Origin of the sequence: Prauserella cavernicola, from assembly GCF_016595675.1 — a bacterium.
Classification (GTDB): Bacteria; Actinomycetota; Actinomycetes; order Mycobacteriales; family Pseudonocardiaceae; genus Prauserella_A; species Prauserella_A cavernicola.
In genome coordinates this window covers 740,859-764,243 of sequence record NZ_JAENJH010000001.1, presented here as the reverse complement: position 1 = coordinate 764,243, position 23,385 = coordinate 740,859, and the positions used below count along the sequence as shown (strand labels likewise).

General features: G+C 71.9%; 26 protein-coding genes. 11 read left to right on the top strand and 15 right to left on the bottom strand.

The window, feature by feature from the left end; genetic code table 11:
- Positions 1-99: 99 nt before the first annotated feature.
- Together JHE00_RS03750 and JHE00_RS03745 are read right to left on the bottom strand one after the other, a co-directional pair.
- Positions 100-1,029: a LysR family transcriptional regulator gene (locus JHE00_RS03750; protein WP_200314729.1), complete on the bottom strand. Its 930-nt coding sequence runs from the start codon at positions 1,027-1,029 to the stop codon at positions 100-102.
- A gap of 86 nt (positions 1,030-1,115) precedes the next feature.
- A complete protein-coding gene (locus JHE00_RS03745; protein WP_200314727.1) occupies positions 1,116-1,868 on the bottom strand; it encodes a GntR family transcriptional regulator in 753 nt (250 codons plus the stop codon).
- 110 nt (positions 1,869-1,978) lie between these two features.
- On the opposite strand from JHE00_RS03745, the gene JHE00_RS03740 reads away from it, so the two are divergent.
- The 4 genes from JHE00_RS03740 (at position 1,979) to JHE00_RS34870 (ending at position 5,005) form a co-directional block, all read left to right on the top strand.
- Positions 1,979-3,226 carry an aconitase X gene (locus JHE00_RS03740; RefSeq protein ID WP_200314725.1) on the top strand — a complete coding sequence of 416 codons (1,248 nt, stop codon included), beginning with the start codon at positions 1,979-1,981 and terminating at the stop codon, positions 3,224-3,226.
- Positions 3,223-3,633, top strand: a complete 411-nt coding sequence (locus JHE00_RS03735) for an aconitase X swivel domain-containing protein (RefSeq protein WP_200314723.1) — start codon at positions 3,223-3,225, stop codon at positions 3,631-3,633. The genes JHE00_RS03740 and JHE00_RS03735 overlap by 4 nt, the downstream gene beginning before the upstream one ends.
- A 96-nt stretch (positions 3,634-3,729) precedes the next feature.
- Positions 3,730-4,497: a glycoside hydrolase family protein gene (locus JHE00_RS03730; protein WP_200314721.1), complete on the top strand. Its 768-nt coding sequence runs from the start codon at positions 3,730-3,732 to the stop codon at positions 4,495-4,497.
- 124 nt (positions 4,498-4,621) lie between these two features.
- Positions 4,622-5,005, top strand: a complete 384-nt coding sequence (locus JHE00_RS34870; protein WP_307831804.1) for a hypothetical protein — start codon at positions 4,622-4,624, stop codon at positions 5,003-5,005.
- Positions 5,006-5,079: 74 nt separating this feature from the next.
- On the opposite strand, the gene JHE00_RS03720 is transcribed toward JHE00_RS34870, so the two are convergent.
- The gene (locus tag JHE00_RS03720) at positions 5,080-6,426 is read right to left on the bottom strand and encodes an FAD-dependent oxidoreductase (RefSeq protein ID WP_200314720.1); all 1,347 of its coding nucleotides are present in this window, start codon (positions 6,424-6,426) and stop codon (positions 5,080-5,082) included.
- A 236-nt stretch (positions 6,427-6,662) separates the two neighbouring features.
- Here JHE00_RS03720 and JHE00_RS03715 point away from each other — a divergent pair, with 236 nt between their 5' ends.
- Positions 6,663-8,102: a hypothetical protein gene (locus tag JHE00_RS03715; protein WP_200314719.1), complete on the top strand. Its 1,440-nt coding sequence runs from the start codon at positions 6,663-6,665 to the stop codon at positions 8,100-8,102.
- Position 8,103: 1 nt separating this feature from the next.
- On the opposite strand, the gene JHE00_RS03710 is transcribed toward JHE00_RS03715, so the two are convergent.
- Positions 8,104-8,373, bottom strand: a complete 270-nt coding sequence (locus JHE00_RS03710; RefSeq protein ID WP_230422789.1) for a hypothetical protein — start codon at positions 8,371-8,373, stop codon at positions 8,104-8,106.
- A gap of 135 nt (positions 8,374-8,508) precedes the next feature.
- On the opposite strand from JHE00_RS03710, the gene JHE00_RS03705 reads away from it, so the two are divergent.
- Together JHE00_RS03705 and JHE00_RS03700 are read left to right on the top strand one after the other, a co-directional pair.
- Positions 8,509-8,802 (top strand): ArsR/SmtB family transcription factor, encoded by a 294-nt coding sequence (locus tag JHE00_RS03705; RefSeq protein WP_200314718.1) that lies wholly within the window; start codon positions 8,509-8,511, stop codon positions 8,800-8,802.
- Between the two features lie 17 nt (positions 8,803-8,819).
- Positions 8,820-9,809, top strand: a complete 990-nt coding sequence (locus JHE00_RS03700; protein WP_200314717.1) for an LLM class flavin-dependent oxidoreductase — start codon at positions 8,820-8,822, stop codon at positions 9,807-9,809.
- A 4-nt stretch (positions 9,810-9,813) separates the two neighbouring features.
- Here the strand turns inward: JHE00_RS03700 and JHE00_RS03695 are convergent, their stop codons facing one another.
- The 3 genes from JHE00_RS03695 to JHE00_RS03685 all read right to left on the bottom strand — a co-directional run bounded on the left by JHE00_RS03695 (position 9,814) and on the right by JHE00_RS03685 (position 11,839).
- The gene (locus JHE00_RS03695; protein WP_200314716.1) at positions 9,814-10,353 is read right to left on the bottom strand and encodes a DinB family protein; all 540 of its coding nucleotides are present in this window, start codon (positions 10,351-10,353) and stop codon (positions 9,814-9,816) included.
- Positions 10,354-10,490: 137 nt separating this feature from the next.
- Positions 10,491-11,093 (bottom strand): hypothetical protein, encoded by a 603-nt coding sequence (locus JHE00_RS03690; RefSeq protein ID WP_307831803.1) that lies wholly within the window; start codon positions 11,091-11,093, stop codon positions 10,491-10,493.
- A complete protein-coding gene (locus JHE00_RS03685; protein WP_200314715.1) occupies positions 11,090-11,839 on the bottom strand; it encodes a hypothetical protein in 750 nt (249 codons plus the stop codon). The genes JHE00_RS03690 and JHE00_RS03685 overlap by 4 nt, the downstream gene beginning before the upstream one ends.
- Positions 11,840-12,189: 350 nt before the next feature.
- Here JHE00_RS03685 and JHE00_RS03680 point away from each other — a divergent pair, with 350 nt between their 5' ends.
- Both JHE00_RS03680 and JHE00_RS03675 read left to right on the top strand, forming a co-directional pair.
- Positions 12,190-12,408, top strand: a complete 219-nt coding sequence (locus JHE00_RS03680; RefSeq protein WP_200314713.1) for a hypothetical protein — start codon at positions 12,190-12,192, stop codon at positions 12,406-12,408.
- A gap of 95 nt (positions 12,409-12,503) precedes the next feature.
- Entirely contained in the window at positions 12,504-13,436 is a 933-nt protein-coding gene (locus JHE00_RS03675; RefSeq protein WP_200314711.1) for an AraC family transcriptional regulator, read from the top strand.
- A 45-nt stretch (positions 13,437-13,481) separates the two neighbouring features.
- Here JHE00_RS03675 and JHE00_RS03670 read toward each other — a convergent pair whose 3' ends face one another.
- The 7 genes from JHE00_RS03670 to JHE00_RS03640 all read right to left on the bottom strand — a co-directional run bounded on the left by JHE00_RS03670 (position 13,482) and on the right by JHE00_RS03640 (position 20,037).
- Positions 13,482-14,378 carry a short-chain dehydrogenase/reductase gene (locus JHE00_RS03670; RefSeq protein WP_307831802.1) on the bottom strand — a complete coding sequence of 299 codons (897 nt, stop codon included), beginning with the start codon at positions 14,376-14,378 and terminating at the stop codon, positions 13,482-13,484.
- Positions 14,375-14,884 carry an SRPBCC family protein gene (locus JHE00_RS03665; protein WP_200314709.1) on the bottom strand — a complete coding sequence of 170 codons (510 nt, stop codon included), beginning with the start codon at positions 14,882-14,884 and terminating at the stop codon, positions 14,375-14,377. The genes JHE00_RS03670 and JHE00_RS03665 overlap by 4 nt, the downstream gene beginning before the upstream one ends.
- Before the next feature lie 25 nt (positions 14,885-14,909).
- A complete protein-coding gene (locus JHE00_RS03660) occupies positions 14,910-15,968 on the bottom strand; it encodes a PDR/VanB family oxidoreductase (protein WP_200314707.1) in 1,059 nt (352 codons plus the stop codon).
- A 2-nt stretch (positions 15,969-15,970) separates the two neighbouring features.
- Positions 15,971-16,888 (bottom strand): metal-dependent hydrolase, encoded by a 918-nt coding sequence (locus JHE00_RS03655; protein WP_200315810.1) that lies wholly within the window; start codon positions 16,886-16,888, stop codon positions 15,971-15,973.
- Entirely contained in the window at positions 16,888-18,423 is a 1,536-nt protein-coding gene (locus tag JHE00_RS03650; protein WP_200314705.1) for a flavin-containing monooxygenase, read from the bottom strand. The genes JHE00_RS03655 and JHE00_RS03650 overlap by 1 nt, the downstream gene beginning before the upstream one ends.
- 109 nt (positions 18,424-18,532) lie before the next feature.
- Positions 18,533-19,195 carry a TetR/AcrR family transcriptional regulator gene (locus JHE00_RS03645; protein ID WP_200314703.1) on the bottom strand — a complete coding sequence of 221 codons (663 nt, stop codon included), beginning with the start codon at positions 19,193-19,195 and terminating at the stop codon, positions 18,533-18,535.
- An 89-nt stretch (positions 19,196-19,284) separates the two neighbouring features.
- Positions 19,285-20,037: a TetR family transcriptional regulator gene (locus JHE00_RS03640; RefSeq protein WP_200314701.1), complete on the bottom strand. Its 753-nt coding sequence runs from the start codon at positions 20,035-20,037 to the stop codon at positions 19,285-19,287.
- A 96-nt stretch (positions 20,038-20,133) separates the two neighbouring features.
- Between JHE00_RS03640 and JHE00_RS03635 the strand changes: the two genes are divergently transcribed.
- Complete coding sequence (locus JHE00_RS03635; protein ID WP_200314700.1) at positions 20,134-20,625, top strand: hypothetical protein; 492 nt, start codon at positions 20,134-20,136, stop codon at positions 20,623-20,625.
- 78 nt (positions 20,626-20,703) lie between these two features.
- Complete coding sequence (locus JHE00_RS03630; RefSeq protein ID WP_200314699.1) at positions 20,704-21,804, top strand: zinc-binding dehydrogenase; 1,101 nt, start codon at positions 20,704-20,706, stop codon at positions 21,802-21,804.
- 6 nt (positions 21,805-21,810) lie between these two features.
- On the opposite strand, the gene JHE00_RS03625 is transcribed toward JHE00_RS03630, so the two are convergent.
- Positions 21,811-23,313 (bottom strand): carboxylesterase/lipase family protein, encoded by a 1,503-nt coding sequence (locus tag JHE00_RS03625; RefSeq protein WP_200314698.1) that lies wholly within the window; start codon positions 23,311-23,313, stop codon positions 21,811-21,813.
- Between the last annotated feature and the right edge of the window lie 72 nt (positions 23,314-23,385).

Genomic DNA, 23,385 nt, shown 5'->3' with positions numbered 1-23,385 from the left:
CCTTCTCCTCGAAAGTCGTTGCCAGCAGGTGCATTCGACCTTCCTCGTGGACGAGCGCCCCGGTCAAAGCGAAAGTGGCTATGGCGGGATAGCCGCGAGCTATCGCGATCCGAGGTGCCCGTGCAACACACCGTCGAGCGTGCTGCGCACGTCGAGGTCGCGCGTGAGCTCCAGCAGTGCTCGCGCGAGGATCGGCTCCGGTTCCCGGTCGGCGATCACCATCCCGATCTGCGGGAGCTGCGACGGGTCCTCCAGTCGCACCACCCGCATGCCCTCGGGGATGCCGAACATGTGCAGCCACGCGTGCGAGATCACGCTGGACCACCGGTGGGTGGCGACGTGCGCGTACAACGCCGACACGGTGTCGGTCTCGATCGCGGGCACCGGCGCCACGCCGGCTGCGGCGAAGAAGCCGTCGAGGATGCGGCGGTTGCGCATCCGCTGGGTCAGCAGGCACAGCGGCAGCGCCGCGACCTCCGCCCAGCGGACCACACCCCGCCCGGAGAGGGCCCCGTCGTTCGGTGTCAGCAGCAGGTAGCGCTCCTCGTAGAGCGGGGTGACCCGCACGGCGCCGAGCTCGTCATCGTCCACATAGGTCATGGCGATGTCCAGTTCGAACTCGGCGAGCCCGCGGGTGATCTCCCGTGACGACAACGATTCCAGCGATACCCTCGTGTGCGGGTGCCGATCGCAGAACGGCGTGGTCAGCAGGGGTGCCGCCGTGAGCGCGGTCGGGATCGCGCCGATGCGCAGCACCCCGGACAGGCTCTGGCGCATCGTCGAGAGGTCGTGCCGCAGTGCGTCGCGCTCGGCGAGGATGCGGTGGGCCCACAGCAGCACGCGCTCGCCCTCGGGCGTGAGCCCGTCGAAGCGTCGGCCACGGCGCACGATCGGCACGCCGAGTTCGCGTTCGAGCTTGCGAATGGCCGCCGACAGCGACGGCTGGGACACGTGGCAGGCGTCGGCCGCCCTCGCGAAATGCCGCTCCCTGGCCAGCGCCGCCAGGTACTCCAACTGACGCAACAACACGACTCAGCACCTCTGCCCGCCGGTTCCGGCCCCCGGAACATGATCTCGCGGGGCGACGGCGCCTGGCAAGTGTCCGCAGTGGACGGTCAGGCCGGGGGAACCAGTACCAGCGCCGCGCCGGGCTCGCCGAAGTCGTAGGCCACCTTCTCCATCCCGGCGGCGTCCACGGTGAGCTGGAGCTCGAAGCGGTCGGGCCGCAGGTAGTACGTCGCGTGCTCGAGCAGCCGGTCGCCGGAGTCCAGCGTCGTGCGCCGCAGCACCAGCAGGGGATGGCCCTCGGGCAGGCCGAGCGCGGGGGCGAGGTCGTCGCTCGCGGCCTGGCTGGACAGGGTGATGCGGCCGTAGGCGGGCGTGAGCCCGAGCTGCTCGCGCAGCACCTGGTACACGGGGTGCTGCTCGATCTCGGCCCGCGAGACGCGCTGGCCGAACGGGTCCGGCACGGCGATGTCGGCGACCACCTGCGGCTCGTCGTCGATCATGTAGAGCCTGCGCACGAGCAACGCCCCGGAGACCGGCGACTGTGCCGAGGGCAGTACCGGCTCGTCAACCCACTCGTAGCGCAGCAGGCGGCCCTCCGGCTGCTCGCCGGACCCGGCGAAGATCGAGACGAACGGCCGGAGGCGGTCGAGCGGGTGGACGATGCGGCGGTGCGCGACGAACGTGCCCGCGCCCTGCCTGCGCACGAGCAGTCCCTCGTCGACGAGGTCGCCCAGCGCCCGGCGCACGGTGGTCCTGCTGACGCCGTAGCGCGCGACGAGGTCGGCCTCGGTGGGCAGCTGGCTGTCCGGTTCCATGGTGGCGATCTGCGCGCGCAACGCGTCGGCAAGCTGCGCGCTCATGCTCGCGCTGCCGCGGACGAGAGCAGATTTGTCTTCAGTTGTCACATCGATCGCCGCCCATTTGTCCTCGAACGTGTTACGTTCGACGGTACCAGTGGAACGGAGGGTGGATGCGACTCACCGCGTTCGAACGCGAGGTACTGGACGGCTCCCACGGCGACGCGCTCGCCGGCGTACTGCGCGAACAGGTCAGTGTCGGGGAGTTCTTCGGGGCCGACCGGCTCGTCGAGATCTCCAACGCGCACTTCATGGGAGACCGCGAGGTCTTCGGCCAGGCGGGACTGGACTACCTGACGCGGCTCGTGGACGCCGGGCTCACCGCCCGCGTGCCGACCACGCGCAACGCGCAGTCTGTCGACCTCGAGCACGCGCAGCTGTTCGCGCAGTCCGCCGACCTGATCGAGGGCGAGCAACGCACGCGGGTGCTGCTGCGCGACCTCGGGGTGTCGGCCGTGAACACGTGCATCGGCTACCAGACCGTCTACCAGCCACGCTTCGGTGAGCACGTCGCGTGGGGAGACACCGGCACGGTCGCCTACGCCAACTCGGTGCTCGGCGCGCGCACCAACTACGAGTCCGGTGCCGCGGGGCTCGCGGCGGCGCTCACCGGCCGCACACCCGAGTACGGTTACCACCTCGACACCCATCGCAGGGCCAACGTCCGGGTCCGGGTCAGCGCGGCGCTCACCGACGTCGCCGAGTGGGGCGCGCTCGGCACGATCGTGGGGGAGCGCTGCCGGGGCTACTGGAACGTGCCTGCGATCGAGCTCGCCCAGGCGCGGGGTCCGGTGTCCGACCAGCTCAAGCACTTCGGCGCGAGCCTCGCCAGCTTCGGCTCGATGGCGATGTACCACGTCGTGGGCATCACGCCCGAGGCTCCGACGTTCGAGGCGGCGAACCGGGGACGCGAGGTGCTCGACGAGTTCGAGGTCACCGACGCCGACATCGAGGCCGCGCTCGCCAGGGAGTTCCCCGGCGGCGGCGAGGTGGACCTCGTGGTGTTCACGGCACCGCAGCTGTCGTTCTTCGAGGCCAAGCAGCTCGCCGACGGCCTGCGCGGCAGGAAGGTCGCCGACTCGGTGCGGCTGATCGCCACCACCAACTCCATGACGTTCGAGGCGCTGAGCGAGCACGGTCACCTGGCCGCGATCACCGACGCGGGCGGCGTCGTACTGCGCGGAACGTGCTGGTATGTCATGGATCCGGCCGCGCAGCGCGACACGTTCGGCTGGCGCAACCTCGTCACCAACTCGGCGAAGCTGGTCAACATCATCCGCGCCCACGGCTACCGGCCCGCGTTGCGCACCACCGCCGAGTGCGTCGAGGCCGCCGTCACGGGAAGGGTGAGCAGCCGATGACCAGCACGACGTTCGCGGTCCGGCAGGCGACGGGGCCCACGGTGGAGGCCGAGGCCGTGGTGAGCCCGGTGCCGTTCAGCGCTCGCTACGACCTCGACCGCACCACCGGGGTGATCTCACGCGGCGACCATCCGCTGCTGGGCACGTCGGTGCGCGACCGGATCCTCATCGCGCGCGGTGTGCAGGGTGGTGTCGCGGCGGGCTGGGCGTTCCTGTCGATGCGCGACCTCGGAGTGGGGCCGTGCGGGCTCGTGTTCGGGGCGACCAACCCCGTGATGGTGCAGGGCGCGGTCACGGCGGGCCTGCCCATCGTCGCGGGCGTCGACGACGCGTTCTTCGACGCGGTGAGCACCGGCGACGTCGTGCGGATCGACCCGGCGCGGCGCGAGGTGGCGGTCGTGAGCTGACCTGCCACGCGCGGGTGGCCGCGGGAGGGCACAGTGTGATCAAGGTGCTCGCGTCGCGACCCCCACGCGGCCCCCGTCAGCCCGTACACTTCGCGCGTGTTCGGAGGACTACGGCGCCAGATCCGGCGGCTGCGCAAGACCCCGTCGGTGCTGTTCCGTTCGGAACCGGACCCGAGGGAGCTGCTGGAGGCGTCGCGGCGCTACGACCCGGGCGCCGAGCCCGTGGACGACGGCATCCGGCTCAGCACCGGCAGGTTGCTGCGCGGCCCCGTCGAGCTGGCGCCCGAGCAGTCGACCGGCGCCCGGATCCCGGCAGGCTGGTACTTCGCACTCCTCGCCGAGGGCGGGACGAAGGGTCCCGACCCGATCGTGACCGGGCTCGCGAGGGCGCTCGACGGCTCGCCGCACCTCGCCGATCCGGTGAACTTCGGACATCCCGACGACCCGGTGACGGCCGTCTACACGGCGAAGGCGATCGACCCGGCGACGGTGGGTGACCTCGTGTCCGCTCGGCTACCCGGCGCGCGGATCACCGGGAAGGACCGGAAGTTCTACGGTTTCACCGCCGCCGACGACGACGAGCCGCTGCTGCTGGCGTTCGACGCGACCGTGTCCGCGAAGCCCCGGCGGCGCCGCTCCACCAACGGCCAGTTCCCGGCGGTGCGCCACCTCGGCGAGACCGTGTACCGGTGCTCGGTCCACCTGACCGACGACACCACGACGCTGCACCAGACCCGGCTGCGCAGGGCGGGCGAGCTGGCGCTCGCGCTGGCCGAGGCCACCGGCGGCGTCGCGCTCGACGTGTGCGGCTTCCGGCTCGGCAGCCCCGACGACGTGGACTACCGCGAGTTCGCCACGCAGTAGCGGGACCGCGCGGTTCAGGGCGTGACCGCGTTGGCGACCGGCTCGCCCCTCCTGTCCACCACGGCGATCTCGCACGGCCGCTGCTACCACCAGTCGCAGGCCACGATCGGAGATCAAGCGCGCGATGATGGAGTCGGCCTCACGGCGGGTGCTGCTCGTCGACCACACGAAGTTCGCGCGCCAGGGTCTCGACGCGCTCGCTCCGCTGACCGGCTTCGACCTCGTGCTGGCCGACGACGGACTGCCGGCGGCCGAGCCGCATCCGCGACTCCGGAGCCACGCTCACGATCGTGCCCGCCCCGGCCTGATTCCCTTCTCTCATCGGGAATGCCGGCTCACCACTGTGCGCCGGCTCACCGGGCTCGCGACGACAGCAGGGGCGAACGACTCTAGTCGCCACCCGCCCGCCACCCGGAGACTCGACATCGCGCGGAACACAGCGGTGCCGTCGGGACAGGCACGTTTCGCGTCCCCTGCGGATGAGGGTCGGGGTTCATCCGCGGGATGAGCTGTGCGACTGGGCATGGGGATGAAACGCAGTCGCACAGCCCTTAACGTCGCGGGGCGCCACTGGGGGAGGCGTCAGCCGCCGGAGACGCGCACCATCTCGTCGCGCTCCACCACCTTGACGCGGGCCCGGCCCTGCTGCTCGCCCAGTGCGCGCTCGTGCGCGTCGAGGCGGAGCCAGCCCTCCCACGTCGTGTACCCGATGCCGCGGTCGGCGAGGAACTCCTCGATGGCGCGCGGGTCGCGCTGCGGCGCGGCGGGCAGGTTCGGCGCGTCGGTGAGCAGGCTCGTGACGGTCTCGGTGGCGTCGCCCTTGGTGTGCCCGATCAGGCCGACGGGGCCGCGCTTGATCCACCCGGTGACGTACACGCCCTCCAGCTGATTCTCGTCGATGTCGAGCACCCGGCCCGACTCGTGCGGCACCGTTGCCGAATCGTGGTCGAACGGCACGTCGGCGAGGTGCGACGAGAGGTAGCCGACCGCACGGTAGACGGCCTGCACGTCCCAGTCGTGGTAGGTGCCGGTGCCGCGCACGGAGCCGTCGCCGGTGAGCGCGGTCCGCTCGGTGCGCAGGCCGCTCACCACGCCGTTGTCTCCGAGGACCTCGACCGGCGAGTGGAAGAAGTGCAGGTGCAGCCTCCTGCGGTGCTGCCTGCGGTCGCGGATCGCCCAGTCCTGCAGGGTCTTCACGATCATGTCGACCTGCTTGGAGCCGCGGATCGAGGCCATGGAGCCCTCGTCGAAGTCGATGTCCTCGGGGTCGACCACCACCTCGAAGTTCGTCGAGTGGTCGAGCTCGCGCAGCTCCAGCGGGGTGAACTTCGCCTGGGCGGGTCCGCGCCTGCCGAACACGTGCACGTCGGTGACCGCGCTGGCGTCCAGTCCGGTGTGGACGTTGCCCGGGATCTCCGTGGACAGCAGTTCGTCGGCGGACTTCGCCAGCACCCGGGAGAGGTCGAGCGCGACGTTGCCGACACCGAGCACGGCCACGCTCGTCGCGTGCAACGGCCAGGCGCGAGGGGCGTCAGGGTGCCCGTCGTACCAGGACACGAAGTCGGCCGCGCCGTAGCTGCCCTCGAGGCCGATGCCGGGGATGTCGAGCGGCCGGTCCTTCGCCGCGCCGGTCGCGAAGATCACGGCGTCGTAGAACTGGCGGAGCTCGTCGAGTTTGAGGTCGGTGCCGTAGGTGACGTTGCCGAACAGTCGCACTCCCGGCTTGTCGAGCACGCGGTGCAGTGCGTCGACGATGCCTTTGATGCGCGGGTGGTCGGGCGCGACGCCGTAGCGGATGAGCCCGAACGGCGCGGGCATCCGCTCGAAGATGTCCACCTCGACGTCCGCGTCGGACTTGCGCAGGAAGTCGGCGGCGTAGATTCCGGCGGGGCCTGACCCGACGATGGCGACCCGCAGGCAACGACTCACGAAGATCCCTTTCCCTAGCTTGTGACGGCCACTCCAAGCTAAGGGAAGGCTAGCCTAACAAACACTGTGATTCGCGCTACGTCCCACCTGGTGGTCATGGTGCCCGACGTCCTCACCGCACAGATCACCGGACTGGGGACCGTTATGAACGAAACCGGGCACGGGAGCGCGGAGGTGCCTAACATCCCTGCGCAGCGCGGCGCGACGGTGCGCCCGCGAGGTGACAGGAGGTCGTCGTGGACACCAGTCAGTCATCGGGCGCACGCCGGGCCCGCCGAGCAGGCACCGTGGTGCTGGCCGGGTTCCTGGCCGTCACGCTCGCTCCCGGGCTTCCCGCCGCCGCGAGCGGGGGACCGGCGGAGAGCGCGTGCCCGGAGGATCTCGCCGGTCAGGCGCGCTGCTTCACGGGCAAGGACGACAACGGCGCCTACTACGCCATCGCGATCCCGCAGAACTGGAACGGCTCCCTCGTGATGCACGCCCACGGCGGCCCGGACCTGACCGAGAGTTCCGACCCCGAGCGCAGCCCCGAGGACCTCGCCCGCTGGTCGGTGATGGTGCGAGAAGGCTACGCGTGGGCGGGATCGTCGTACCGCCGCGGCGGCTACGGCACGCGGATGGCGGCCGAGGACACCGAGAACCTGCGCAGGCTGTTCGTGTCCGAGTTCGGAAAGCCGGAACAGACCTTCGTGCACGGCCAGTCGTGGGGCGGCAACGTCGCGGCCAAGGTCGCCGAGAGCTACGGCGCGGGCCCGGATCGCCCCTACGATGGCGCGCTGCTGACCAACGGCGTGCTCGCCGGCGGCTCGCGCGGCTACGACTACCGCGTGGACCTGCGCGTGGTCTACCAGTACTACTGCGGCAACCACCCGAGGCCCACCGAACCGGACTATCCACTGTGGATGGGGTTGCCGAAGGGCACCACGATGACGTCGAGCGACCTGAACGCCCGGCTGCAGGAATGCACCGGCATCGACTCACCGCCGGAGCATCGCAGTGCCACGCAGCAGCGCAACCTCGACGACATCCTCGGTGTCACCGGGATCCCGGAGCGCACGCTGGAGTCGCACCTGCGGTTCGCGACGCGGACCTTCAGTGACATCGTGCACGAACGACTCGACAGCCGGAACCCGTTCGGAAACCGGACCGTGCGCTACCGCGGCTCCCACGACGACGCGGCCCTCAACGCGGGTGTGCGACGGTTCTCGGCCGATCCGTCGGCGGTGCGCGACCTCTCCTACGACAGCGACCTGACCGGCGCGGTGACGATCCCGGTGCTCACGATGCACGCCATCGACGACCCGACGGCGTTCGTCGAGCACGAGTCCGCCTACCGCGCGACCCTGACGGGCGCCCGCACGTCCGACCGGCTCGTGCAGACGTTCACCACGGAGGCCGAGCACAGTTCGCTGAGTGATGCCGAGTACGCCACGGTGATGTCGGCTCTGGCGACGTGGACCCGCACCGGGGAGAAGCCCGATCCGGCCGGGGTGGCCGGCTCCTGCGCGGCGTTCGACGAGCGCTACGGCACCGGCTGCTTCTTCGACCCTGGTTTCCAGCCTGGTGACTACGCGTCGAAGGTCTACCCGCGTCCCGGTGGCAGGCACTGGCCCGCGATCAGCGCGGGCAGGGAGCGCGCACTGAGCCGGATGCCCGGCGTGGGCATCGCGCCCTGAGTCACTCCTTGCGCATCGAGCGGCGGATCTCCTCCAGCCGCTCCTTGCCCGCCTTCGCCCGCTCGGCCAGCTGCTCGTCGAGGGACGCCGCTTCGGGGGTGCCCTCGGCGAGCTCCTGGGATCCCATCGCGGTGGCGACCCTGCCCTCGATACGGTCGCGCACGAAGTCGAACGTCGGCACCCCACCGGTGGTGTAGTCGCCCTCCGGTACGACGGGCGGAGGCGGCTCGGGGCTGCCCTGGGTGTGCGGGTCGGTCGGGTCGGAACTCACGGCCTGCTCCGTTCGTACTCGGCGCACGGGTCTGCGCCGCCCACGGTACGCGGCGGGGTGAGCGGTGTCATGGTGCGTGCCCGTCGGTGGCAGGAGTAATTTCGTTAATTAGCGAAATGGCGAAGGAGGGGCCGCGTGCTCGGCGAGTGCAAGGCGCTGGCGAACGAGACCCGCCTGCGCGTCCTGGAGTGGCTCAAGGATCCCGAGCGCCACTTCCCGGAGAGCGCGGGCGAGGCCGCCGAGCTGGGCGTGTGCGTCGGGCTCATCCAGCAGAAGGCGGGCACGTCGGCCTCCACGATGTCGGCGCACCTCGCGGTGCTGCAGCGGGCTGGGTTCCTCCTCGCTACGCGGCGGGGGCAGTGGACCTACTACCGCCGCGACGACGACCGCATCCGCGCCTTCGCCGAGCGACTGCACCGCGACCTGTGACCCGGAAGGTGACCGCCATGCCCACCGAACTGTCCATTCTGGACCTCGCCCCCATCGCGAGCGGGCAGACCGCTCGCGAGAGCTTCGACGCGAGCGTCGCGCTCGCCCGCGCCGCGGAGCGTTCCGGCCACCGCCGCGTCTGGTACGCCGAGCACCACAACATGGCCTCGATCGCGTCGAGCGCCACGAGCGTGCTCATCGGCCATGTCGCTGCCCACACCGACACCATCCGGCTCGGCGCCGGCGGCATCATGCTGCCCAACCACTCGCCGCTGGTGATCGCCGAGCAGTTCGGCACCCTGGAGTCGCTGCACCCCGGCCGGATCGACCTCGGCCTTGGCCGGGCGCCGGGCAGCGACCAGAACACGATGCTGGCACTGCGCCGCTCGCCGGCCGCGGCCGACTCGTTCCCGCAGGACGTGCTGGAACTGCAGACCTACCTCAGCGGCAAGGCCGTGCGCGGCGTGCGTGCGGTGCCGCGCGCCGAGGCCGCGGTACCGCTCTACATCCTCGGTTCGTCGCTGTTCGGAGCGCGCCTCGCCGCGCAGCTGGGCCTGCCGTACTCGTTCGCGTCGCACTTCGCACCGGACGCGCTGCACCAGGCGGTCGCCGTCTACCGCGAGACGTTCACGCCCTCGGAGCAGCTCGCCGAGCCCTACGTCATCGCGGGCGTCAACGTGTTCGCCGCGACCGAGCACGACGACGCGGTGGACCAGATGACCCGCGCCTACCGGGCCAGGACCAAGGCGATGCTCTCGATGGGCAGGCCCGGCGCCAACTTCACCGACGCCGAGATCGACGCCTTCCTCGCCTCGCCGAACGGCCGCTCACTGGCGTCGATGACGCAGTACACGGCCGCGGGCACGCCGGAGGAGGTTCGCGCCTACCTCGACGACTTCGCGGCCACGGCACAGGCCGACGAGCTGATCCTCGCCCACCACGCCGCCGCGATCGACGACCGCGTGCGGTCGGTGGAGCTGACAGCCGGAGCGATGGCCCGGGTCTGAGGCGTCATTCGCCGGTCTGCCCGTCGATCGACTCGCGGAGCAGGTCCGCGTGCCCGTTGTGCCGGGCGTACTCCTCGATCAGGTGCACCAGGATCCAGCGCAGACTCGGCGTCCGGGTGTCCTGGCCGAAGGCGTGGCCGAGCCGGTCGAGGCCGCCGTCGGCCAGCGCGTCGGCGACCAGCGTCCTGGACCGCTCGACGGTGTCGTACCACAGCGCGACCAGCTCTTCGGGGCTGTCGTCGGCGGCTGAGTGCCAGTCCCAGTCGGGATCGGCGGTCCAGTCCACGGTGTCCCACGGCGGGCGGGGCCGCTGCCCGTGCAACCGCCACGAGCACCAGTGGCTCTCGACGTAGGCGAGGTGCTTGAGCAGCCCGCCGAGTGTCACGGCCGATCCGCCGATCGTCGCCGTGAGTCCCGCGGTGCCGAGGCCGCCGCACTTCCAGGCCAGCGTGGCGCGCTGGTAGTCCAGGAAGGCGAGGAGTGTGGCGGCCTCCGTGCCGGCCAGCGGAGGTTCGGGTCGTCCGTGCTCGTCGAGATCGGTCACGGGCACCGAACCTACCCGCTGTCGGAGCGGTTGCTGCTCGCCGACGGCAACGTCCGCCGCGACGAGACCCTGCCCGCACCCGACGTGATCAAGGCGAGTCTCGTCCTGCCATGCCGGGCCGGTGACGCGAGGCGGCCTCAGGTTCCCGGTGTGAGCCTGCGCGCGGCCAGCGGGTCGCGCACGAACAGCGTCGAGCCGTCGGCGAAGTCGACCCGGATCACGAGTGGGTTCGGGATGCTCCTGCCGACGTGGGCACCGCTGACCGAACGCACGCTCTGCGGAGCCAGTTCGCAGACCGTGACGAACGCGTGCCTGCTCGCGGCGTCGGCCAGGATCCTCGCCGGATACACCACGGCCACGCGCTGGGACGTCAGCGTCAGCCCGGCCTCGCCCTGGCTGTGGGCGAAGTGGTCGGCGAACCGAACCGCGTGCTGCGCGGGATCGCGCGCGCTCGCCCAGAACGCCACCGTCGGGTCGTCGGCCCAGTCCGCGCCCCGGCTCTCGATGGTGAACGCGGCGGGCAACGGCCATCGTGGTGTGCCGAGCGTGACCTCCGGCATGGGGGAGAGCGGCTCGTGCGGCAGGCGCAGCTCGCCGTCGAGCAGCAGGCCCACGTAGCCGCTGATCGGCACGCACGCGAGCAGCAGCCGCTCACCGGGCCGCAGCCAGAGCTGGCTCAGCTCCTTGGTGACGAGCTTGAGCTCGGACTCGGCGGTCGGGATCTCCCAGCTGCTGCTCACGGTGCCCCGTTCGTCATCGCGGCCATGCGGGCGCACGCGGCGCCGTCGTCGCCGAGCACCAGGAAGTCGAAGCCGGAACCGTCCACGAGCGACAGACGTACGCACGGTGTGGTGCGCCGGGTGGCGACGCGCCCGCCGGCGATGGCGTCGTGCGGGATCTCCACCGCGGGCCGGAACTCCTTGGGCGCCACCGGTTCGCCCTCGACGTTGTCGCCGAACGTCGCGCGGGTTCCGGGGGACGTGTCGGTGACGGTTCTGCCCAACCTTGTGAGCCCTCGGCCCAACCGGCTCATCCTGGCCAGCGGTGAGCTCCTCACGGGCGCGGCATCGGCGGGGACCTCGGCGCGCACGCGCTGCTCGAGAATCGCGAGCCGCCGCGAGGTCAGCACCCACAGCCGCAGGCGCGTGCGGCTGACGGGCCGCACCTTGGCGAGATGTTCGTGGGCCAGGCAGCCGGCTTCGGGCCCGCACACGATCACGTCGGGCGGTGGGAGCGGGTCGGAACCCACGGCGTCGTCGCTGTCGTCGTTGTCGTCGCCGATGAGGTCGTCCGTGGCGGATCCGCGCATCCGGCCGAGTCCGCGTGCGCGACCGCCGTCGACAGGTGCGCCGAGCTGGTCGAGCCCGTCGATGTCGTAGTGGTGACTGCGGGCGAACACGGCCCACAGCAGGGATTCGCCGGGACTGCAGACGAGAGCGCGGGCGTGGGCTCCGGGACCGAGCGGCCTGTGCATGAACGTGCTCACGGGCGAACCCCGGGCGGCACTGCGGTCATCGCGTTCGTCGTCCTCCTGTTCAGCCGGGTTCCGGGGCGACCGTAGCATCGTCGCGGGCGGCACGCTGTCGGCTGATCGGCCCACGTCGTCCGGTCCGAACTGGACGGCCGGCCGCCGCTGGACCGGTTGCTGCGATGTCTGGTCCAGTGGTCGAAACGCACTCGCTCGCGCTCGGCAATCCGATCGTTACGGTGGGGCACATCGATTCATTCCACCTCGTGATCTCCGTGAATTCGTGCCCGTTCACCGGTTCTTCGTGGCAGCTTTCCGTACTAGTCTCGTCGGCAACGACTTCGCGAGGCCTGGAGGGGGCTGAGCTGATGACGTCCCGTGATCTCCCGGTACTCGTCGGCGCCGCGGTGTCCTATCGACAGGCGCGGGACCGCTCTGCCCGCCGTGGCCATGTCGTGGCGCCGCCGGTGTTCGACCGCTACGCCTCGACGTGGTGGGTGGCGGTCCTGCCCGACGGCACGCCCGACGACACCGAACCCGACTGGGTGCGTGAGGCCAACATCCTCACGGTGCTGTCGGACGCCTGACCTCACCGATCACCGGGCGCCGCGCTGCGGCATGATGGAGCGCCCGGTATCGGACGGAGGTTGGAGTGCTTCGGACCAATGCCCTCGGTGGCAGGATGTCCGTCGACGAGGCCGAGCAGACACTCGCCGACGCCTATCTGCCGTTGCGGCTCTTTCCCCGTGCGTCGGCGTCCCTGGTCGACATCGGGCTCGATGCGACGCTGTTCGGGTCGGTCACCCTGGGCTCCATCCGGTTCGGGGAGGACGTCGCCGTGCGCACGGAGCCTCCGGTGAACGTCCACGTCAACTTCCCGCTCGCCGGCAGATACCGCTCGCGCGCGGGCCGGGCCGAGGAGGTGTTGTGCTCGCCAGGCGGGGCGACGGCGCTGATGCCGGGCGAGCCGATCGAGGCCCACTGGGAGGCCGGTACCGACCAGGTGTGCCTGATGTTCCGGACGGCCGACGTCGAGCGGGAGCTGGAGTCCTTGCTGGGCGAACCCTTGCGCGAGCGGCTCGTGTTCACGGAGTGGATGGATCTGAACACGCCGAGTGGACATGCGTGGCTGGCCGCCGTCCGGCTCGCGCGGAGCCAGACCGAGTACGCCGCCGGGCTGCTCCGGCACGAGCTCACCACGCGCAGGCTGGAACAGATCGTGATCGACGGGCTGCTCACCAGCCCGTGGCACAACTACTCGGAACAGCTGCTCGACGAGCGCCTGACGGCCGGGCGGCGCGCCGTGCGCAGGGCGGTGGAGCTACTCCGGGCGCGCCCGGAGCACCCGTGGACGCTCGGCAGCCTCTGCGCCGAGGTGTCGGTGAGCGCGGGCACGCTGTGCGCGGGCTTCCGCGAGTTCACCGGCACCACGCCCATGGCCTACCTGCGGACGGTGCGGATGGATCACGTGCGAGCCGAACTGCTGGCCGCCGGCGCCGACGAGACGACCGTGACGCACAGCGCGCACCGCTGGGGATTCGCGCACCTGGGCCGGTTCTCGGCCGACTACCGGTCGCGCTTCGGCGAGCCGCCGTCGGCGACGCTGCGCGGCTAGTGCCAAATGGTCCGGACCACCGTGCGGGCTCCGGGCAGTGGTGCGTCAGGCCCGGGACTCCAGGTCCCGGATGAGCGCATGGCACGCCGGATCGCCGGCCAGGTACCGGTCTGCGACCACGTTCACGGCTCCGCGCAGCAGCGCCCACGGCTGCCACGCCGCGGGAGCGAGCACCCGGCCCGCACGGCGGGCGACGGCGTCGGCGAGCACGCGTGCGGCCTGGTCGGCGGTGAGCCGCGTGCGCAGCGGGGACGGCAGCCGGGCCGCGAGAGCTCGGCCGAGTGGATCGTCGTCGAGGGTCGTTCTCGCCAGCGGGGTGTCCACGAAACCGAAGTAGGCCACGCCGACATCGGTTCCGTGCGGGGCGAGCTCCAGCCGCAGTGCCCGGCCCAGTTGCTCCACACCGGCTTTGGTGATCATGTACGGCGACCCGCCCGGCCCCGGCGCGAACGCGGCGGCCGACGACACCACGAGCACGTAGCCGCGCCGGGCCACGACGTTCTCCAGCGCGGGCCGCACGGTGTTGAACACCCCGGTGAGGTTCACCGCCACCACGCGGTCGAACTCCTCCGGAACGAGGGCGCGCAGGGTCGCCGGCGGTGGCGTGATCCCCGCGCCCGCGACCACCACGTCCCAGCCTCCCGTGAGCCGCGCCAGGTCCGTGACCGCCGCGGCCACACCGTCGCGGTCCGCGACGTCGGCGACCGCGGTGTGGACCCGGTCGCCGAGTTCCTCCGCCACGGCCGCCAGTGCCGTCTCGTCGCGGTCGACGAGACCGAGCACCGCTCCGCGCCGGTGCAGTGTGCGCGCCAGCGCGTGGCCGATGCCGCTCGCGGCGCCGGTGATCAGCACCGCCCGGTCCGTCACGTCGAGCACCCGGCCACCGGGCAGTGGCACGCCGAGATCGCGCAGCGTGCCCAGCACCGTCCGCGCGGCGCTCACCCGGCGTCCTCGGCGGGCAGCTCGCGGACGCGCAGGGCCAGCCCACGGTGCAGTCCGGCCGTGGCGCGCCGCACCAGCGGCAGCGTGGGCACCGCCACCGGCGTGAGCCAGCGCGCAGGTTCCACGGCGAAGGTCCACACCAGCCTCGTGCCACCGGAACACGGCTCCAGCACGAGGTCCTCGGCGAACCGGCGCAGCCCCGGCCGGTTCGCCTCGTCGACCGTGAACGTCATCCGGTTCCCGGTGTCCCAGCGGAAGAACCGCTCGGTGAGCGTCAGCACGCCGCCGAGGGTGACCGCCCGGGTGCTGCCCGGCCCGAACGGGCGCGGCGAGGTCCACCGCGCGCCGGTGATCAGCCGCGACCACGACACCAGGGCGTCGTCGGCGCTCAGCGCGCGCCACACCCGCGTCGCCGGGGCGTCGAGTGCGACGACGTGGCGGAACCGTAGCGGGGCGGTGTCGAGGAAGTCGTCGTCGGCCTCGGCGAGCGGATAGCGGCGCGGCATGGTCTCCACCTCTCGGTCGGGTTGCTCAGAGGTCCAGGGTGAGCGTGGGCGACGCGGCACGCGACACGCACAGCAACACCGAGTCCTCACGCTCGGACTCGGTGAGAGTGCGGTCGCGGTGCTCGACCTCGCCGCTGAGCACGCGGGTCCTGCACGTGCCGCAGAATCCTTGCCGGCACGAGTAGGCGACGCCGGGCAGTGCCCGGCGCACGGCCGCCAGGGCGGTCTCGTCGGCCGCGACGTCCACGGTGAGCCCGCTGCGTGCGAGCCGCAGCCGGAACGGCTCACCGCCCGCCACCGGTAGCGGACTGAACCGCTCGGTGTGCAGCGACGCCGACGGGTCGGCCTCGGTCAGCAGCCCCCGTGCTCCGTCGGCGAGTGGCGGCGGTCCGCACAGATACACGGCCGCGCCGGGGTCTGCCAGCGACAGCAGCTCCGCGATGCGGGGTGGCCCGGTCTCGGTGTCGGGACGGAGGTCCACGGCCCCGCCGAACTCGCCGAGCTCGGCCAGGAACGGCATGCTCGCGCGCGTGCGGCCGAGATAGACCAGCCGCCACGGCCTGCCGCGCCGGTGGCACTCCCGCACCATCGGCAGGATCGGGGTGATGCCGATGCCTCCCGCGATGAACAGATACGACGCCGCGTCGATGAGCGGGAACGCGTTGCGAGGCCCCCGCACGCGCAGTGCGTCGCCGACGCGCAGCCCGTCGTGCACCTCCGCCGAGCCACCGTGGCCGTCCCGGATGCGGCGCACCGCGATCCGGTACACCGCGCGGTCGGTCACGTCGCCGCACAGCGAGTACTGCCGCTGGCGGCCCGAGGGCAGCACCACGTCCAGGTGCGCGCCGGGCACCCACGCCGGCAGCCGTCGCCCGTGCGGATCGGCGAGCGTCACGCTCACCACGTCCTCGGCCTCGGCCCGGATGTCGCGAATGGAGAGATCCAGCTCGAAACCCGTGCGGCGCACCGGCTTGGGGCGCGAGAGCAGCGGGGCCAGGCGGCTGCCCGCGAACACGCTGCGGTACGCGCCGCTCGCGGCACCGGCGAGTCGCAGGGCGGGGGAGGGGCGGTAGGCGGTGGTCATGCTCACCCGGCCCGGTTCGCCGCGGGGGAGCGTGCCAGGTAGCGCAGCGCCGTGTCCATCGGACCCAGCTGGGACGGGTGAAAGCCCGGCCGCAGGTACTTGGGGATCTCGGTGAGGAAGATGCCGGCACTGGGGATCATGCCGCGCCTCGTCGCGCCGGCGAGCTCGCGCAGCCACCAGGGCCGCGGCCCCGGAGTGGGGTCGGTGCGGTAGAGGTGGCGCGCGGTGGAGAGGAACAACGTCGCCAAGGTGAGGCTCGCGAGCAACGACGTGCGCACGCGGCGGGCGTAGCTGCCGTCGACGTGCATGAACGCGTCGAAGGCGACGTTGCGGTGCTCCACCTCCTCCGCGCCGTGCCAGCGGATCAGGTCCAGCATCGTCGGGTGCATGCCCTGGCGTTCGAGTTGGTCGGCGTGCAGCAGCCAGTCCCCGACCACGGCGGTGTAGTGCTCCATCGCGGCGAAGAGCCCGAGGCGCTCGCACAGCCACGCGTGCCTGGCCCTGCCGCCGAGCCCGTGCTCGCCGAGCACCGTGTCGACGAGCCAGTCCATCGCACGGGCCACCGGCTCGACGGCGAGTCCGAGCGTGGCCAGGTGCTCGCGCGCCCCCTCGTGGGATGAGGCGTGGGTGGCCTCCTGGCCGATGAAGCCGACGACCTCCTCGTGCAGCCGGGGGTCGGTGATCAGCGGCAGCGCTTCGGCGAGCGCCTTCGACATCGCGCGTTCGCCCTCGGGCAGCACCAGGTGCATCACGTTGATCACGTGGGTCGCCATGGGCTCGCCGGGGATGTAGTGCATCGGCACGCCGTCCCACGCGAACTGGACGTCGCGCGGTTCGATCGCGTGCGCCTGGTCGGTGTAGCGCCTCGCGCCGCGGGGGTCGACGACGGGCTCGCGCCCGAACCGGGGCAGTCGAAACATCATGCCGTCCTCACTGGGTGTCGGTGACGCGGTGCTTGGTCCGCTTCGTCCGCGGGCTCGGCCCGGTAGTCGGTCAGGTCGACCCGCCGGGTGCGGGCCCGGAACCGGCGGTTGAACCCGGGATAGAACGTGACGTTGCGTCCGGTGTGGTCGCGGTAGTAGCTGGTGCAGCCGCCGGTGTTCCACACCGACCCGGCCAGGCCGCGGTCGACCTCCCGCACGAAGCGCCGCTGCGCGTCCTCGCGGACCTCCAGCACCGCCAGCCGCTGCCGCTCCATCTCGCGCAGGCAGCTGAGCACGTAGGCGACCTGCGCCTCGATCGTCACCACCTGGGAGGTGTAGACCACCGAGTTGGGGCCCAGCAGCAGGAAGAAGTTGGGAAAGCCCGCGACCGTCGTGCCGAGGTAGGCGCGCGGGCTGCCGTCCCACACCTCGGCGAGGCTGCGGCCGTCGCGCCCGCGCAGGAGCGTGTACGCGGGATGGTCGGTCATGCGGAACCCCGTGCCGAGCACGAGCGTGTCGAGCTCGTGGGTGCGGCCGTCGGCGGTGACGACACCGGTGGGGACCACCTCGGCGATCGGCTCGGTCACCACCTCGGCGTTCGGCGCGGCCAGCGCGGGGTAGTAGGCGTTGGAGAACGTCGGCCGCTTGCAGCCGAAGTCATGGGTGGGCGTGAGCTTCGCCCGCAGCCCGGCATCGCGGACCTGACGGCGCAGGTGCGCACGGCCGAGCCATTCGAGGCCCTTGAGCAGCCGAGGGCGGTGCACCAGCCCGGGAACCAGCGCCTCCTGCATCAAGTCGAGTCCGGTCCGGGCGAGTGACTGCACCGCGGGCACGCGCTCGAAGACGCGGCGGGGCCAGCCGTCCATCGGCCGGTCCGGGTGCGGCATGATCCAGGTCGGCGTGCGCTGGAACACCGTCAGCGTGCCCGCTCTCGGCTGGACGCGCGGCACGATCTGGACCGCCGAGGCCCCGGTGCCGAGCACGCCGACGCGCTCGCCGGTCAGGTCGTGCTCGTGGTCCCAGCGGGCGGAGTGGAACACGGTGCCCTGAAAGCGTTCCAGGCCGGGCAGATCCGGCACGGCAGGCTCGCTGAACGGGCCCAGCGCGCCCACGAGGATCTCGGCGTCCCACCTGCCGCGATCGGTACGCAGCCGCCACATCCGGGCGGACTCGTCCCAGCGCGCGTCGAGCAGCTCGTGCCGCAGCCGGAGGTGTGGCAGCACCCCGAAGTCGCGCGCGCAGCGGCGCAGGTACTCGTGGATCTCCCGCTGCAGCGGGTAGAGCCTGCTCCACGCCGGGTTCGGCGCGAACGAGAACGAGTACAAAATGGACGGTATGTCGCACTGGGCGCCGGGGTAGGTGTTGGCCTGCCACGTGCCGCCCACATCGCCGGCACGTTCCAGCACCACGAAGTCCTCGAAACCCGCCCGCTTGAGGGAGATGGCCGCGCCGAGCCCGCCGAAGCCCGCTCCCACGATCGCGATCCGGACGCGGCGCACGGGCGACTCCCGCGCTGTGGTGTGGTCCGACATTGTCGGCGCCTCCTCACGTCGTCGTGCTCCGTGAGGATCAAGCTAGAGATGACATCATGTGATGTCAACATCAGGTGATGTCAGTTCCATGAGGCGATGTCGGCGCTGGTCAGCCCGCCGCGGAGTGGGAGCTGGCCCTGGCGAGCTGCTCGATCACCTGGACCACGTGCTCGACGAACCGGGCGCGGTCGATTCGCACCCGGCCGCCGAGCCACGCCTGGAACAGGTAGGCCAGCGCGCCGAACACGGCCTGCGCGTTGAGGTCGACGTCCTGTTCGTCGGCCCCCGCACCGGCCAGGGTCGGCGTGCGCAGGGCCAGAGCGATGGTCGCGGTGAACTCCTCGACGAGCTCCGCGCCGCGGCTGGTGAGTTCCGGCGCCGCGAGCGACTCGACGAAGAGCACGCGGCCGCGGCGCGGGTCGGCGGTGACGAACTCGGTGAACGCGGCGACCGCGCGCCGCGTGAGGTCGGTCGCGTCGCCGCGCGGCTCCTCCAGCGCGGTCACGAGCACGGCCTGTCCCTGCCTGGCCACCTGCTCGAGCACCGCGACGAGAAGCTGTTCGCGGTTGCGGAAGCTCTCGTAGAAGTAGCGCTCGGTGAGCTTGGCCTGGCGGCAGACACCGCGCATCGTGACCGAGGCGGCGCCGTCGGTGCCCATCAGTGCGAAGCCGGCCTCGATCAGCTGCTCGCGTCGGCGCGCCTGGCGCTCGTCGGCGCCCACGCCCCGCCAGGGACGGCTCGAACCGGAGGACGAATCCGCGCGTACCGACATGGAGCCATCCTGTCACCTTCGGCGGCGCATACCCGCGAGGTGGCGGTGGGTCCGTTGTGGACGACCCTCTCTAATGGCACGACGTGCCGTTAGGGAGTGTCGCGCTCGCCTGTCGCGAGTGAGGAGCTGATCCGCTGGACGACCTCGGCCAGCGGGGCGGAACTGCGCAGCACGGCGATGACGGTGTCGTCGGTGGCCCCTGTGCTGCCGCGCGACGTGGCCGAGAACGCGTCGACGACGAGCCGGAAAGCCTTGTCCGCCAGCGCGTGAGCGTCCTCGGTGCCGCCGTTGCGCAGCCAGCGGCGCAGCACGTGGTTGTTCGCGGCGGCCACCGCGGCGGCGGCGACGGACGCGCGCAGGTCGGGCAGCGGCTCGCCGTCGGTCTCGAACCGCCCGCGCAGGTACCGCGCCAGCACGCGCTGGTAGCGGTCGACGCTGGCGACCTCCTTGTCCCGCAACGGCGCGACGGTGCGGGTGAGGGTGTAGCGCTTGACGGAGACGTCGGGGTCGGACAGGTACGAGTCGAGCACCAGCGTGACGCCCGCGCACGCGACCTCGACCGGGTGCTGTGAGTCGTCGGCCTCGTCGAAGAGCCGCTCGATGTCGCGCAGGACCTCGTCGTGGCTGGGGAAGATGGCATCTTCCTTGGACCGGAAGTACCGGAAGAACGTGCGCCTGCCCACGCCCGCGGCCGCCGCGATGTCGTCCACCGTCGTGTTCTCGTAGCCGCTCTCGAGGAACAGGTCGATGGCCGCCACCGTCAGGCCGCGGCGCAGTTGCCTGCGTCCCTCTGTGGTGCGGCCGACCCTGCGACGGCCAGCTGGCTGGGATTCCACCGACACGGATCGAACATAGCAGCACCATTGCTAACGGCACTGCGTGCCGTTAGCATCGTCACCGTGCCCGAACTGACGGTGCGGTCGAAGGCGAGGAGCGCCATGCAGCTGAACCGAGACGCGGTCGTCGAGCCCGCGCTGCCGGACTACCGGGGCGTCTTCGGCTGGCCGGTGCGATGGCAGGCGAACGGGCTGCACCTCGTGGTGGGGTCGGGAATCGGTGCCGTCGCCATGCCCAAGGCGCAGAGCGACGCCGTGCTGGCTGGACTGGAGCGGCAGGATTGCCTCGGTCCCGCGCTGGCCGTCCCCACCAAGCGCGAGATGATGACGATCCTGCTGGTCGAGGCCGAGCTGCCCGCCTGGGGAGAGGCTCCTCCGCCCCCGTCGGTGAAGGTCCTCGACGCCGGTTCCGCGGTGCCGCTGCCGGACCGGCGGCGGCCCGACATCCTCGCCAGGTGGATCGTGGAGCCCGACCCGCAGCGCCGCTGGCTGCCGGCGCTCAGTGCCGTGCTGGCTACCGTCCGCGCGTCCAGCCCGCACGCGCTGTTCCGGCCGCTGAGCACCACCGCGCCCGCGCGTCTCGCCACGCTGTAGTTCGCCGCCCGCCGCCTCGTCGCCTGCCACCGGCATGATGGAGTCCGGCCGGCCGAGACAGTGCGAGGAGGACGTGTCGTGGTTTCCGCCGTTGTGATGGGCGCTCCCCAGCAGCCCCTGGAGGTGCGCGACTTCCCGCGCCCCGAGCTCGAACCGGGTGCGGTGCTGTTGCGCACGCTGGGCAGTGAGGTCTGCGGTACCGACACGCACCTGTGGAAGGGCCAGCTCGCCGGAGTGCCCTACCCGATCATCCCCGGTCACGTCAGTGTCGGTGTGGTCGCCGAGGTCGGTGCTGGCGCCGAGGCCCGCGACGTCTCCGGACGCTCCGTGGAACCCGGGCAGGTCGTGACGTTTCTCGACGTCGTCGGCACGTGCGGCCGGTGCTGGTTCTGCACCGTCGGCCACGCCACCACGCGCTGTCCGCAGCGGCGCGTCTACGGCGTCACGCTCTCGGCCGACGACGGCCTGCTCGGCGGCTGGTCCGAGCACATCCATCTTGGGCCGGGCGCGCACCTGATCCCGCTGCCGGACTCCCTCGACTGGCGCGCGTTCCTCGCCACCGGCTGCGGGATGCCGACGGCGCTGCACGCCGTGACGATGGCGGAGATCCAGTTCGGCGACACCGTGGTGGTGCAGGGCAGCGGCCCGGTCGGGCTGTGCGCCGCGGTCCTCGCGCAGCTGCGCGGCGCGGGGCGGGTCGTGGTGGTGGGCGGCCCGGCGAACCGGCTCGCCACGGCCACCGCGTTCGGCGCCGACGACGTGTTCGACATCGCCGACACCACCGAGGCCGACCGGCTGGAGGCCGTCAGGGAGCTCACGGGCGGCCGGGGCGCCGACGTGACGATCGAGGCGAGCGGGGCGCCCGTCGCCGTGCCCGAGGGCATGCGGCTGACCAGGGACGCCGGGCGCTACGTGGTGGTGGGCCAGTACACCAACGTCGGGGACGCGACGTTCAACCCGCACCTGGACCTCAACCAGAAGCACCTCGAGATCCGCGGCTGCTGGGGCAGCGACGTCGGGCACCTGCACCGCTCGGTCCAGGTCCTCGACCGCTACGCGCGCCAGTTCCCGTGGACCGAGCTGATCAGCAGGGAGTACGGGCTGCCCGAGGCGCAGCAGGCGCTCGAGGACGTCCTCGCGCAGCGCGTGGTGAAGGCGCTGATCGTCCCGCGGCACTGAGGGTGCTCAGCGCACGCCCTTCCAGAGCTCCCGTTCCGGCCCGTCCGCGTGGGTCGTCACCGTCCACTCGGGACCGATTCGCTGGACCGCCGGTTCGTCGGGCGTGTGCCTGGGCCAGCCGGGATCTCCGTCGCGGATGAAGGACACCCATGCCGCGTGCGTGGCCTCCGACAACGCGTGCTCGGCCTCGCCGGGGTGTTCGAGCCCGAGCAGGTCGAAGTTCGCGCGGCCCAGGGTGCCGAACACGAACGGCAGCTCCGAGCCGTGGCACGCGCCGAGCCTGCCGTCGTGGGCGGGGGAGCGCCAGGTGAACTCGTAGCGCCAGGTCCGGCCGCGGGCCGCCGCGTGCGCGTCGGTGAACCGGGCGGTGGGCACGGCGAAAAGATAGTCGGTACCGATGGCCGACAGGACCTCGACCGGTGTGCTGCCCCTGCCGTGCCGGCGATAGCTCTCGATCAGCGCGTCCGGGTCGGGGTGCAGCCCGGCGACCGTGGTGCGCAACGACTCTTCCGACACGGGCGGCGCGGGCATGGCGATGCGGTAGAGGTTCATCTCGTCGGCGTTGGTGCCCGCCAGCACCTCGACGCCGGCCGCCGAGCCCGCCGCGATCGCCTCCAGCGGTTGCCCGGTGAGCAGTTCCCCGTCAACGACGGGCGCGAACTTCGTGAGGCCCAGCTGCGGATCGCGGACCCCGGTGGCGGCCAGATCCGGCGGCACCGCGGCGAGCCGCAGGGGTGTCTCGGCGATGGCGTCGGCGTCGACCTTCGCCAGCGCGGCCGGGGTCGCGGGCACACCGAGGTTCGCCGCGACCGCCGAGGTCACCAGGTCGGCCTGCTCCGGCGTCAGTGCGTGCGACGCTCCGCCGCTCTCGCTGATCGCGCGCCGGAACAGGCCCGGTGGTGCGGCGGCCAGCAACGCGGCGACGCTCATCGCGCCCGCCGACTGCCCGGACACCGTGACGGTGCCGGGGTCGCCGCCGAACGCGGCGATGTGCTCGGCCACCCACCGCAGCGCGGCGACTTGGTCCAGCAGTCCCCGGTTGTCCGGTGCGCCCGGCAGTCGCAGGAACCCCGGCACACCCAGCCGGTAGTTGATGGTCACCACCACCACGCCGCCGCGGGCGAAGCGGGTGCCGTCGTTGCCCGCGGTCAGTCCCGCTCCGTTGACGAACGCGCCGCCGTGTACGAACACCAGCACGGGCAGGCCCCCTGCCGCCGGGTCGGGGGTCCAGACGTTGAGGTTGAGGTAGTCGTCGCCGCGTATCCAACCGGGACCGATGAACGCCGACACGTCGGGCGCCCCGGGCACTCGTGGCCGGGCCTGCGGTGCGGTGGGGCCGAACCTGGTGGCGTCGAACGGCCCGCTCCACGTGGCGGGCCGTGGCGCGGTGAACCGGTCCGGTCCGACGGGGGCCGCGGCGTAGGGAATCCCTCTGAAGACGGCCACCCCGTCCTGGTGGACGCCCGTGACGGTGTCACGGCCTAGTCGCACGACTGGCTGCCTGCTCACGTGCGCCTCCCTCGGACGTGCACTGCCGTCACCGTACCCACGCGCGAACCGGATTCGGCGGGCCCGAGGCCA